We start from the raw sequence: 12,761 nt of genomic DNA, 5'->3' as shown, positions 1-12,761 counted from the left end.
GCTGGAAGAGGCAGTGGGCCCACTTCCAGCGTCAAGCGTCCGGCTTCAAGCTTACGGTCTTAGCCCGCCCGGTAGTTCGGGGCTTCCTTGGTAATCTGCACGTCATGCACATGGGATTCGGCGAAGCCGGCCCCGGTGATCTTCACGAACTGCGGCTTGGTGCGCATTTCCTGGATATTGGTGCAGCCGGTGTAGCCCATCGAGGCGCGCAGGCCACCCATCAACTGGTGGACGATGGCGCTCATCACGCCCTTGTAGGGCACGCGACCTTCGATGCCTTCCGGCACCAGCTTTTCGGCACCTTCGCTCTTGTCCTGGAAATAGCGGTCGGCACTGCCCTGATTCTGCGACATGGCACCCATCGAGCCCATGCCACGGTAGGCCTTGTAGGTGCGGCCCTGAAACAGTTCGATTTCGCCCGGGGCTTCCTCGGTACCGGCCAGCAGGCCACCCACCATGATCGCACTGGCGCCGGCGGCGATGGCCTTGGCCAGGTCGCCGGAGAAGCGTATGCCACCATCGGCGATCAGCGGGATATCGAAGGGCTCCAGCGCCGCGGCGACATTGGCAACCGCGGTGATCTGCGGCATGCCGACACCGGCGACAACGCGCGTGGTGCAGATCGAACCCGGGCCGATACCCACCTTCACGGCATCCGCGCCCGCTTCGGCAAGTGCCGTGGCTGCCTCGGCGGTGGCGATGTTGCCACCGATCACCTGAATCTGCGGGAAGTGCTCCTTGGCCCAGCGCACCCGGTCGATCACGCCCTTGGAGTGGCCATGGGCGGTGTCGATGATGATGGCGTCGACACCGGCTTCGGCGAGTGCGGCGATACGATCCGGCGTTTCCGGGCCGGTGCCCACGGCGGCGCCGACCAGCAGGCGGCCATCGGCATCCTTGGCGGCGCTGGGGAAGGTGCGTGCCTTCTCGATGTCCTTGAAGGTGACCAGGCCACGCAGGTGGAACCGATCGTTCACCACCAGCATCTTTTCGACGCGGTGCTCCTGCATCATCGACTTGATGACGTTGAGGTTGGTGCCTTCGGCCACCGTGACCAGACGCTCGCGCGGGGTCATGATGTCGGCCACGCTGTCGCCATGATTGGGCTGGAAGCGCATGTCACGCTCGGTGACGATGCCGACCAGGGTCTCGCCCTCGACCACCGGGAAGCCGGAGAAACCATGCTCGTTGGCCATCGCCAGCAGGTCTTCGAGCTTGGCCTTGGGCCCCACGGTAACCGGGTCCTTGACGATCACGCTCTCGTGCTTCTTGACCTTGCGGACTTCGGCGGCCTGAGAGGCGATGGTCATGTTCTTGTGGATGATGCCGATGCCACCTTCCTGGGCCATGGCGATGGCCAGGCGGGCTTCGGTGACGGTATCCATGGCGGCCGAAGCGAGCGGGATATTGAGGAAGAGGTTGCGGGTCAGGCGGGTCCGGAGGCTGACGTCCTTGGGGAGGACATCGGAGTAGCCGGGCACGAGCAATACGTCGTCGAACGTAAGTGCTTCTTGGGCCATACGTAGCATAATCGGCAACACCCAGTGAGCTGGTGAACGGAGGGGAAGTTAATCAACCATTATAACGGCCAAGGGTGGGTCTCGTCACGGGGGGTATGCAGGTTGCAACGATCTGCTCTAGGGTGGGTCTACACTGCGTCACTGCAGATTCGCAGGATCAAGGAGAGACCCATGACGAAGATGACAACCCCCCTCGCACTGACCATCGCGGCCCTTGCCGCCGGCATCAGTGCCAGTGCTATGGCAGAAAACCATGGCCATCAACCCCAAGGCCATCAACCCCAGGGCCTCTACTCCGCCGAGGACATCATCGATGCCGATGTCTACTTGAGCGCCAACCCCGAAGAGGAAGTCGGTGAGGTCGAGGACATCCTGCTCGACGAGGGCATGGGCGTCGCCGCTCTGGTCATCGAAAGCGGCAGCGTGCTGAACCTTGGCGGGCAAGAGTTTATCGTCAAGGCTGGCCAGTTCAGCCTGACGACCTACCAGGACGACGACGGCGACACCGAGCACCGCGTGATGCTGGATGCCAGCGCCGACGAGATCGAGGGCTATCCGGTCTACGACAACGACTGGTGGCAGCAGGCCCGTGAGCGTTCCCGCGAGGCGTGGATGGAAACCCAGGAAGGCGCCCAAAGCGCTTGGGAAACCACCCAGGAAGGTGCGGAAAGCGCCTGGGAAACCACCCGCGAGAACGCCCAGCGCGCCTGGAATTCGGCCCTGGATGCGATGTCCACCGACGGCAACTGATACGCGACCGAAGGATTCTCGCAGCACCCATCATCAATACCCTTCAGCAAAACCCTTCAGCAAAACCCACCTGCGCCCGGCCCTTGGCCGGGCGCAGCCGTGTCCAACGCCCTGAATTCAATCCATCCGCGGCTGCGTGGTAGTCTGGCGCTTCATCATCAGGAGCCGCGCCATGCCGCCCCCCGCACCCACCGCACCCACCGCGCTAACCGTCAGCGAGCTGAATCGCAGCGCCCGCCAGATGCTGGAGGGGCGCTTCGGCGATGTCTGGGTGGAAGGTGAGCTCTCGGGGGTCTCGCGGCCAAACTCCGGGCATGTGTACTTCACTCTCAAGGATGACCAGGCCCAGTTGCGCTGCGCGCTGTTTCGCAATCGGGCGCGCTTCGTTGGCGCGCCGATGCGCGATGGCGACCTGGTGCGCGTGCGGGGGCGGCTCTCGATCTTCGAGCCGCGCGGCGATTACCAACTGATCGTCGAAGCGGTTCAGGCGGCGGGCATCGGCGAACTGCTGGCCGCCTTCGAACGCCTCAAGACCCGGCTCGCCGACGAAGGGGTCTTCGCCAATGCCCGCCCTCTGCCCTACCCACCCCGCCACCTGCTTGTCGTGACATCTCCCACCGGGGCGGCGATTCGCGATGTGCTGGCGGTGTTGAAGGCGCGCTGGCCGCTGGCCAGCGTCACGCTGATTCCGGTGCCCGTACAGGGTCGTGAAGCGGCACCCGCGATCATCGCGGCACTGGGGCTGCTCAATCGCCAAGCGATGCTTGACCCGAGCCGCGACGCCATCCTGATCACCCGCGGGGGTGGCAGCCTGGAAGACCTGTGGGCGTTCAACGACGAGCACCTGGCCAGGGCGATCTTTCATTCACGCTTGCCGGTGATGTCGGCGGTCGGCCACGAGGTAGACGTCACACTGGCCGATTTCGCCGCCGATATGCGTGCCCCCACCCCGTCGGCGGCGGCCGAGCAGCTGGTACCGGACCAGCGCGAACTGGCCACGCGCCTGGCACTGCTGGGCAGCCGGCTCGAACGCGCCCAGTCGGCACGGCTCGAACGCGAAGGGCAGCGGCTGGATCATCTGAAGGCCAGGTTGCGGCATCCCGGCGACGTACTGGCCCGCCAGCGCACCACCCTCGCCCAGCTGGAAGCGCGGCTGGCGCGCGGCATGCAGGGGCGCCTGGAAGCAGACAGGCACCGCAAGCGCCATCTAACGGCCCGCCTGGCCGCCCACTCGCCACAACGGCAACTGGCCCAGGCAACCCGCCAACTGGGCACCGTGCAAGCCAGGTTGTTCGCTGCCATACCGCGCGAACTGGCCCGTCAGCGCGAACGGGTGGCGGGGCTCGCCCGTGAGTTGCAGGCCGTCAGCCCCTTGGCCGTACTGGGGCGCGGCTATGCGATTCTGGAGGACGATCAGGGTGGGGTGATTCACCGCGCACACGACACCCAGCCGGGGCAGACATTGACCGCGCGGCTGGGCGAAGGACGACTGCGCGTCGAGGTCAAGCGGCGCCACCAGCGCTAGCCGTGCCGAGCCGCTTGATTCGCTCGGGTTTGGGGTTCAGGTACTCCTTCATGAATTCCTGGAAGCCATCCGGCGGAAGCGCCGGGCTGTAGCACCAGCCCTGCACCAACAGGCCACGATGGCGGCGCACATGAACGAGCTCCGCCTCGGACTCGACCCCCTCGACGATCACCGCAAGCCCCATGGATTGAGCGAACTCGATGACACTGTCGAATAGCCGAATGCCGTGGCTCTCCGTCAAGTTCAGCACGAAGCTGCGATCGAGCTTCACGGCATCGGGCCTGAACCGCGAAATGTAACTCAATGACGAGTACCCGGTACCGAAATCGTCGATATCGATGGCGATTCGCTGGGCCTTGAGCAGTGCCAGCGACTCCTTGGCGACAGCGTCCGTCTGGGCCAGCACCTCTTCGGTGATTTCGACCCGAATGAACTCGGCGACCGGCTGGAGCGTCTTCACTATCTGCTTCATCACCTGTTCATCGGCGAGCGTCTCGGCATCGAGATTGACACTGATCGGCACCAGGTGATGGCCGGTATCTCGCCACTCCTGAATTTGCTCCACCACCTCGAGAAATACCCACTGGTCGATATGCTTCATCATTCGCCCATCGTGAAAGGTCGGCAGAAAGACACCTGGAGATACCAGCCGGCCCTCCTTGTCCTGGGCACGGATCAGCGCCTCGGCCCCCATCACAGTTCCGCGTACAGGATCGACCTTGGGCTGGTAGAACATCTTGAAGGAGAGGTTCTGGACCGCCCTGAAGCGATCGATCAACTCCTCCACCCTGGCCCGCCGCACCTGAGATTCGGTGACCGGATCGCCAGCCAGATAATAGATATCCTCGTAGCGGGTGCTGAAGGTGGCGTTGAGTTGCTCCAGCTGGACATGGGCATTGGCCTGACGCCGATCGTTCCAGACCATGAACGGCAGGTAGAGGAAGACCCCCACCAGCACCAGCACCACCTGCACGATAGGCCCCATCAAGCTGCCATCGGTACTGATCCAGGCATTGAACAGCACCGGACTGTTGATCGGCATGGCGCCGGCATGGACCGTCAACACCTCCTGCTGGATCAGCGCCAGCCCAACCGCACAGTTCAGCATCGGCAAGGCGACGAAGGGTACCAGCAGGCGGTAGTTGAGGATGATCGGCAGGCAGAACAGCAGCACCTCGTTGATATTGAACAACGCGATGGGGATCGAGATGATCGCCAGCTTGCGATACAGCCGGCTACGCGAGAACAGCAGGATCGCGATCAGAAGCGACATGGTGGCCCCCACCCCACCAATGAACACGAAGCTGCCGAAGAACGAGAGCCCGCCGCTCAGCAGTCCACTCTCCACCGCCACCAGATCCTCGATCAGCGGAGTGATGGCGAAGTACCCATGGACGCCAATGAACCAGAACAGCGAGTTCAGCAACACCATCAACAATCCGGCGCTGTAGGGCTCTTCCACCATGTCCAGTGCCGGGGGGGTGATGGGCAGCATCTCGACCAGCAGGTAGATGACCTGCAGCACGCCAACCGTAGTCAACAGCACGCAGAACCCGGGGATGATCAGATTCAGGGAATCACGCACATGGATGCCAGTGATATTCGACTTGACCAGCCGGCCGAAGCCACGCCGGTGCAGGAAGGCCATCAGCGGCACGGTGAGGAACGGCACGATGAAACCGAAGATTCCGTGGAAATTGTAGGTATCGGGAAAGTAGAGATCGAGCTGGGCCAGAATCACCACCAATACCACCAGAGCGAACAACGCGACCGGTGGACGCGGCAGATCATAATCCATGCACAGCCGGCTCGAGAGCGCCACCCCGATCAGGAATGGCAACAGGTTGTAAAAGTGCTCGTGAAATACCTCGAGGTAGTAAGCGACCTGCGGGAATGGCAGCCCGAAGAAGTTGATCAGGCTGGCGAAGAATGCAAGCAGTGACGAGGCGACGAAGCACGGCACCAACCAAAGCAAGCTATCGCGAATGGATTGCAGTGGCGTAAATGGCTGAAAGTGCCCCGCTGGACACTTCTGTGGGGCCATACCCTGAGTGCTCATAGGACACTCCAGTGATGGGAATTTAACCTTAATTTACCGATTGAGCGGTGATGAGATATGACCATAGGAGCAAAAAGAGTGAACGACCATGAATAAGCCATCACTAAAGCACAATTAACAAAATTTCATATTGCGGTGTGCTAAAGAGCTTTTTTTGGTGCGTGACATTGTGCTGATTGAGGCACTACAGGGCGCGAATGGCATAAAGTAAGCACGCTAGGAACTGACGACGGGACTTCACGCTCCGGCGAGAGCATGCCATTCTGATGACACGACAGGCCACTCGGCGCCGAGCCGTCGATTCGGGCCGTTCATCCAAACCCAGAGGAGAATGCCATCATGTCTTTGCGCATCAACGAAGTCGTACCGGATTTCGAGGCCGAGACCAGCCAGGGGCCGATTCGATTCCATGAGTGGATCGGCGACAGCTGGGCCATCCTGTTCTCGCATCCGAAGGACTTCACCCCGGTGTGCACCACCGAGTTCGGCGCCGTCTCAAAACTCGCCGAAGAATGGCGCAAGCGTGGCACCAAGGTGATCGGTGTGTCGGTGGATGGCGTGGAGGATCACAAGCGCTGGATCGGTGACATCGAGAGTTACGCCAGCAGCCAGGTGGACTTTCCGATCATCGCCGATGATGGCCTGGCGGTTGCCAAGGCCTTCGACATGCTGCCGGCCGATGCCTACCTGCCTGACGGTCGCACACCGGCCGACAGCGCCACCGTGCGTACCGTGTTCATCATCGGTCCCGACAAGCAGCTCAAGCTGTCGATGACCTACCCGATGACCGTGGGCCGCAATTTCGGCGAGGTACTGCGCGCGCTGGATGCCCTGCAGGCCACCGCCAAGCACGGTATCGCCACCCCCGCCGACTGGACGGTCGGTGAGGACGTGATCATTCCACCCAGTGTCTCGAACGAAGATGCCAAGGCGAAGTTCGGCGACTACGAGACGATCTTCCCGTACCTTCGCAAGACACAGATCAAGGAGTGATCCGCCGCGGCCGACCGGCCAGGCGTTGAACCAATCGAGCCCCCTGCCCAGGCAGGGGGCTCGACGTTGAGGGGTGCAGACGGGTCACGCGGGGTGAAAGGGTTACCCGCTATGGTGGGCGGCCGGCTTGAAGGTGCTGGGTTCCAGCTCGTGGCGGGCAAGCAGTTTGTAGAAGTCGGTGCGGTTACGGCCGGCAATACGTGCCGCCTGGGTCACGTTACCCTCGGTGATCTTCAGCACCTTGATCAGGTAACTGCGTTCGAAACCGGCTCGGGCATCGTTGAAGGTAGGCAAGGCGTTGTCTTCGGCCACCAGGGCCTGGGAGACCAATGCCTCGGGAATCATCGCCGAGCTGGTCAACGCCACGCACTGCTCCACCACATTGACCAGCTGGCGCACATTGCCGGGCCAGGCGCTGGCGGCCAACAGGTTCAGGGCTTCCGGCGAGAATCCCTTGACGAAGGGTTTGTGACGCTCGGCCGCCTGGGCCACCAGATACTTCGCCAGCAGCGGTACGTCTTCGGCTCGCTCCTTGAGCGGCGGCAGGCGCAGGTTGACGACGTTCAAGCGGTAGTAAAGATCCTCGCGGAACTCCCCTTCGCGCATGGAGCGATCGAGGTCGCGATGCGTGGCGGAGATGATGCGCACGTCGATCGGAATCGACTGGGTAGACCCCAACGGGCGGACCTGCCGCTCTTGCAGCACCCGCAGCAGTTTTACCTGCAGGGTCAACGGCATGTCGCCAATCTCGTCGAGGAACAGCGTGCCACCGTCGGCCGCCTTGAACAGGCCGTTGTGCTCGCTCACCGCACCGGTGAAGGCGCCCTTGGCGTGGCCGAACAACTCACTTTCCAGCAGTTGTTCGGGCAAGGCGCCGCAATTGATCGCCACGAACGGCTTGTCGGCCCTGCGGCTGGCCTTGTGAATGGCGTTGGCGAGCAATTCCTTGCCCGACCCAGAGGGACCCGTGACCAGCACACTGACATCCGACCCCGCCACCATGCGCGCCTGCTCGAGGATACGCTCCATCTCGGGGCTGCGGGTGATGATCGCCGAACGCCAGGCATCATCGCCTTCGGCGGAGGGCCCTGGGGTCTGGGCCAGCGCCTGGTCGATGGCGGCGAACAGCTCGTCACGGTCCACTGGCTTGGTGAGAAAGCTGTAGACCCCCTGGCGAGTAGCACTCACCGCGTCGGGAATCGAACCATGGGCGGTGAGCAGTATCACCGGAAGCCCCGGCGCCTGGCGCTGGATCTCCCGAAAAAGCTCCAGGCCATCCATCTCGTCCATGCGCAGGTCGGTCAGCACCAGGTCTGGGCGGTCGCTCTCGAGCACCTTGAGCGCCTGGCGACCGCTTTCGGCGGTGGTGACACGATAGCCACGACTCTCCAGGCGCATACCCAGCAATTTGAGCAGACTGACATCGTCGTCAACCAGCAGAATATGGGCACTGGACATTCGGCTACTCGAAGCCCGCGTGTACGATTGGCTGGCATGCTTCACGTTATCATCTCCCGTCACTCGGTCTGCTGTCGCAGATTCATACTGCGTTCAATCGCGGTCAGCGCCTCGAGCTTCTTGGTTAGCTCATCGTTCAGGGTTTCCAGTTCATCTCGTTCCTGGCGGGTGCCCTCCAGTTCCTGGCCGGCTTCCGCCAGTCGAGCGGCCATCGCTCGCCGGCCTTCGAGCTCGTTGAGCCAGTACTGCAGTAGTGGCTGCAACGCCGCCGGTGCGGCGTGCATATCGGACTTGTAGAGTTCGGCAGCCTGATCCCACTGGCGCTCGGAGCCCCAGGAAAGCACCATGGCACGTGCCAGACGCCGTTCGGCACCGCCCCCTTCAAGACGCTCGAGCATTTCACCTCGCCAGTCCCGGTCGCCTCGCTGTGCCGCCAAGCCGAAATCCACCCACTCGGGGAACAGGCATGCCTCGTTGTCGAAATCGGGAATCTCGTCGTAACACACCGTCGAGGGACTCGCGGGGGTCATGGACTCCCTCGGGTCGATGGCGGAATCGGGTAACAGTTCACAGCCGGCAAGCCAGGCCGCCGCCAGACACACCAGCAGGGGACGAAGGTGCATGATCATCAATTCCTTGCGTGCAGGCCCATCTCATGCGCGAGCCTTGGATTATCATCGTTCGCCACGGCCATCGCTTCGGCCGGTGGCAGGGTAAGGCGAAAACAGACGTCCAGCTGCCGATCATCCACCAGGGCGAGCCGGCCGTGTTGCAGACGCGCGCAATCCGCCGCTACCGACAGGCCAATTCCGGACCCTTTAAGCGGCCCCTTGCGGCGCGCCTTGCCCTGGTAGAAGGCTTCGAAGAGTCTCAAGCGATCTTCCTCGGCGATCGGCTCGCCACTATTGGCCACCTCGAGTTCGAGCCGCTCGTGGCTGCGCCGCGCGCGAATTTCAAGCCTGCCGCCATCTTCACCATAGGCGATGGCGTTGGAGATGAGGTTGTCCAGAATGCATGACGTGGCGGCACGGTCGGCATGCCACTCAAGCGGACCATCGAAACAGGTCACCCGCATGCCCTTGTTGGAGAGCGCCAGGCGGTGCTTTGACAGCACCTCCTTGACCACGGTGGCGGCATCCAGGCGTTCCGGGCTCATCTGTCGGTTGTGCTGCAGCAGATTGTAGTCGAGCAGCTGTTCGATCAACCGCTGCAATTCGCCACCACTGGCGTCAATCAAATCGAGGATTTCGCGCTGGCGCTGCGTGACCTCGCCGGCCACGCCATCGGCCAGCAGTGCCGAGCCTTCGCGAACGCTGGCAAGCGGTGTCTTGAGCTCATGGGACATATGGCGCAGGAACTGCTGCTTCTGGGCCTCCAACTCATCGAGCCGCGAGGCCAGCCAATCGAGGCGGTCATCGAGCTGAACCAGCTCGGCCGGCCCTTGAATGCTGTGGCGCTTCTCCGGCCGTGCACCACTGCCGATGCCCAGAATACGCCGCTCCAACTGGCGTACCGGGCGAATGATCAGCCAGGAGAACAGCAACATCAGTACCAGGCTCGCCGATACCAGTGCGGCGGTCTGCAACCACAGGCGGGTCTGCACCGTCCCGGCGCGGGCACGAATCATCTCGATGCGTGCATCGATGTGTTCGTTGGTAGCCCGGCGCATTGCCTCGGTGTGCTGGGCGAAGGCCAGAAACTCCCCAAGTCGTTCCTGGAAATCCTCCATGGGTAGACCGGGCAGCTCGGCGAGCTCCTCCAGCTGATCCTCCAGCGCGGCCACGTCGGGGTCCTGTGGCAAGAGTCGGCGTTGCTGGGCCAGCAACTGCCGATACTCTTCCAGGCGCTCGGCGTAGATCGCCAGCAGGCTCTCCTGCTCGACCACCGCGTACTGGCGTGCGCTGCGCTCCATCTCGAGCGCCAGGGCACCCAGGGTGCGGGCACGGCGGGTTTCTTCCACGGCCTGACGCGCGCTCACATCGGCCAACCGGGAGAGCTCCGTGAGTGCCTGGCCAGCCTGAAACATCAGCACACCCAGCGGCAACATCACCGCCAAGAAGGCCAGCAAGACAAGCTGCAACAACGATCTGGGGCGCCAACGGCGCGACACACGAGTGGTCATGATCAACGTTCTATACAGGAAAGATCCGTGCCGGATACCGCCAGGCTGGACATCAGAAGAAACCACCATCGACTACCACTCAGGATACCAGAGTTATACCGAAGCGCGTTCCGCCACCTTCGCCCCACCTCTGGGCTGTGAATACGAAGTGCCCGGGGAAAGCTCAAAAAAAGGGGCCGGCATGGCCGGCCCAATACGCAGGGAACTGAAGGGTCTGGAAAAAAGACTGCCATACCGCCTGGCCGGTGCAGCGATCAGTTTTCCATGGGCCAAAGGCCCCGAAGCCATGCGCGGTCGTTGGTCGCCAGGGCCTGACCTCGCATGAGGGTGGTGCGCCATCGCGCGGCGCGCCGACCTGCTTCGTTTCCGGCACCACCGCCCGGCAAGAACCGAGGCGATGCTGCACAATTCGATCCCCTAGAAAGGGGAGAGGCATCCTTGCCAGGGCATCCTTGCCCTCGTGGTACACGTCCTTGACAGTTGTCGGTACCGGTCTCATCGCAACCTAAGTCACACATCGCTTGGAGCAAACGCTGATCGCTTCCGGGGAAACAGGCGCACAGGGCAGTGTTGACCCGAAACCCCTTTGGCGATCAAAAACGGTTCGAGCCGTAATGAACCGTTCTTGTTGCTCACCCAGGGTGTTGCCAGCACCATGCCAAAAACCTTGTTATCCTCTAATAAACAATCACTTAGAAAGGTAGCAACACGGAAAAACAGAGGGAACATCGTCAGTTGCCCGAGCGAGGCAACATCAAACGTTCGTTTTCGTTGCCATTCAGCGACAAGGATCGGGGGGTAAGCTAAAAAAACGTTGAAATACAATGATATGAAGTGTTGCCAACTGGAGACACCGGAGTAAAGGCTGACGCCCAGAGGTGACAGCCCTTCTCGTAACGACAAACCGCTGGACGGGTTGACGCGCGCTCAACCTTCCGTCTTCAGCCCAGCGTCTTGACCAGGATCTTCGACTTGCGGGCGTGGTTGTAGGTATCGCGCTTGAGCATCGGCAAGGTATCGATGTCGGCCAAGCGGAAGCCATGCTCGAAGAACCAGTGCGCGGTGTGGGTGGTCAGCGCGAACAGTGCCGACAATCCTAGCCGCCTGGCACGGCGTTCGATCTCGGCCAGCAACAATTCACCGCGAGCCCCACCTCGATAACCGTCATGTACCGCCACGCAGGCGAGTTCAGCCATCTCGGCATCGTCGAAGGTATGCAGCGCCGCACAACCGATGATCATGCCGTCACGTTCGATCACCAGGTAATCGTCGATTTCGTGCTCGAGCCGCTCTCGGGAGCGCGGCACCAGCATGCCTCGATGCTCCAGTGGATCAAGCAGTTCCAGCAGGCCGCCGATATCGGCAAGCTCCGCGTCACGCAACTGCTCGTAGCGGTGCTGGGTGATCATGGTGCCCACGCCGTCGCGGGTGAACAGCTCGCCCAACAGGGCATCATGGTCGTGCCAAGACAACAGGTGGGTGCGCGCCACCCCATGCCGGGCCGCCGCACAGGCCGCCCCCAGATGGCGGGCCAGCTCGCTGCCGGGCTCTGCCTGGCCAAGCAACGGCTCGGCCTCTGCCGGGGTCAGTTGGCGCTGCAACTGGCCACTCTGATCGAACAGCCCGCTGGCCTCGCCAAGCAGGATCAGCTTGTCGGCCGAAAGCGCCATGGCGGTGTGCTGAGCGACATCCGAGGCATCCAGGTCGAACACTTCACCGGTACTGGAGAACCCCAGCGGCGGCAGGATCACCAGCGAGCCGCGCTCGAGAAGCGCGCTGATCGCCTGGGCGCGAACACGGCGCACCTCGCCGCTATGGTCGAAATCGATCCCGTCACGAACCCCCAGGGGCTTGGCCATCACCAGGTTGCCGGAAACGGCGGTCAGCTCGACCCCATGCATCGGTGTGTTGGGCAAGCCCAGCGATAGCCTCGCCTCGAGCCATAGCCGCTGCTCGGCGGCCACCCGCTCGATGTGCGGCATCAGCATGGCATCCGCCACCCAGCGCCCCTGATGGGTCTCCGGCGTGATCCCGGCTATCTCCACCACCTGTTGTGCCTGGGGACGAGTGCCGAACACCACCACCAGGCGCACGCCAAGGGTATGCAGCAGCGCCAGGTCTTGAATCAGTTGCTCTCCTCGACCACGCGCCATCGCCTCGCCCTCGATCAGGATGACGAAGGTTCGCCCGCGGTGGGCGTTGATGTAGGGCGACGAATTACGGAACCAGTCGACGAACGGGAAGCGAGTATCCAAGGCCGCACTCCGGCAGCAGGTGAGTGAAAGATACGCAAGGAAACCCGACTATAGCAGAGCAACGAAAACGGCGGCACCA

Annotated in this window: 10 protein-coding genes; 4 read left to right on the top strand and 6 right to left on the bottom strand. The window is 62.5% G+C overall.

The features are described from left to right. Positions 1 to 59 precede the first annotated feature (59 nt). Positions 60 to 1,529 carry an IMP dehydrogenase gene (guaB, locus tag C6V82_RS00260; RefSeq protein ID WP_102586888.1) on the bottom strand — a complete coding sequence of 490 codons (1,470 nt, stop codon included), beginning with the start codon at positions 1,527 to 1,529 and terminating at the stop codon, positions 60 to 62. 162 nt (positions 1,530 to 1,691) lie between these two features. Here guaB and C6V82_RS00255 point away from each other — a divergent pair, with 162 nt between their 5' ends. Both C6V82_RS00255 and xseA read left to right on the top strand, forming a co-directional pair. Beyond that, positions 1,692 to 2,270: a PRC-barrel domain-containing protein gene (locus tag C6V82_RS00255; protein WP_229843092.1), complete on the top strand. Its 579-nt coding sequence runs from the start codon at positions 1,692 to 1,694 to the stop codon at positions 2,268 to 2,270. 172 nt (positions 2,271 to 2,442) lie between these two features. Then, a complete protein-coding gene (gene xseA / locus C6V82_RS00250; protein WP_102586889.1) occupies positions 2,443 to 3,795 on the top strand; it encodes an exodeoxyribonuclease VII large subunit in 1,353 nt (450 codons plus the stop codon). On the opposite strand, the gene C6V82_RS00245 is transcribed toward xseA, so the two are convergent. Further along, positions 3,773 to 5,854, bottom strand: coding sequence for an EAL domain-containing protein (locus tag C6V82_RS00245; RefSeq protein ID WP_102586890.1), 2,082 nt, complete (start codon positions 5,852 to 5,854; stop codon positions 3,773 to 3,775). The genes xseA and C6V82_RS00245 overlap by 23 nt on opposite strands. Positions 5,855 to 6,193: 339 nt before the next feature. On the opposite strand from C6V82_RS00245, the gene C6V82_RS00240 reads away from it, so the two are divergent. After that, entirely contained in the window at positions 6,194 to 6,847 is a 654-nt protein-coding gene (locus C6V82_RS00240) for a peroxiredoxin (protein ID WP_102586891.1), read from the top strand. Positions 6,848 to 6,949: 102 nt separating this feature from the next. On the opposite strand, the gene glrR is transcribed toward C6V82_RS00240, so the two are convergent. The 3 genes from glrR to C6V82_RS00225 are packed head-to-tail and all read right to left on the bottom strand — an operon-like array spanning position 6,950 to position 10,427. Beyond that, positions 6,950 to 8,305 carry a two-component system response regulator GlrR gene (glrR, locus tag C6V82_RS00235; RefSeq protein WP_102586892.1) on the bottom strand — a complete coding sequence of 452 codons (1,356 nt, stop codon included), beginning with the start codon at positions 8,303 to 8,305 and terminating at the stop codon, positions 6,950 to 6,952. 59 nt (positions 8,306 to 8,364) lie between these two features. Continuing rightward, positions 8,365 to 8,928: a hypothetical protein gene (locus tag C6V82_RS00230; protein WP_102586962.1), complete on the bottom strand. Its 564-nt coding sequence runs from the start codon at positions 8,926 to 8,928 to the stop codon at positions 8,365 to 8,367. 5 nt (positions 8,929 to 8,933) lie between these two features. Further along, on the bottom strand, positions 8,934 to 10,427 hold the full coding sequence (locus C6V82_RS00225) for a sensor histidine kinase (protein ID WP_102586893.1): 1,494 nt from the start codon (positions 10,425 to 10,427) through the stop codon (positions 8,934 to 8,936). Between C6V82_RS00225 and C6V82_RS17970 the strand changes: the two genes are divergently transcribed. Beyond that, positions 10,426 to 10,752, top strand: a complete 327-nt coding sequence (locus tag C6V82_RS17970) for a hypothetical protein (RefSeq protein WP_146009659.1) — start codon at positions 10,426 to 10,428, stop codon at positions 10,750 to 10,752. The two genes, C6V82_RS00225 and C6V82_RS17970, sit on opposite strands and share 2 nt — an antisense overlap. Positions 10,753 to 11,368: 616 nt before the next feature. Here the strand turns inward: C6V82_RS17970 and argA are convergent. Then, on the bottom strand, positions 11,369 to 12,682 hold the full coding sequence (gene argA, locus C6V82_RS00220; protein WP_102586894.1) for an amino-acid N-acetyltransferase: 1,314 nt from the start codon (positions 12,680 to 12,682) through the stop codon (positions 11,369 to 11,371). Between the last annotated feature and the right edge of the window lie 79 nt (positions 12,683 to 12,761).

It is taken from the genome of Halomonas urumqiensis (genome assembly GCF_003028575.1).
In the GTDB taxonomy this organism is placed as follows: Bacteria; Pseudomonadota; Gammaproteobacteria; order Pseudomonadales; family Halomonadaceae; genus Halomonas; species Halomonas urumqiensis.
This window is presented reverse-complemented; position numbering and strand designations above follow the sequence as displayed.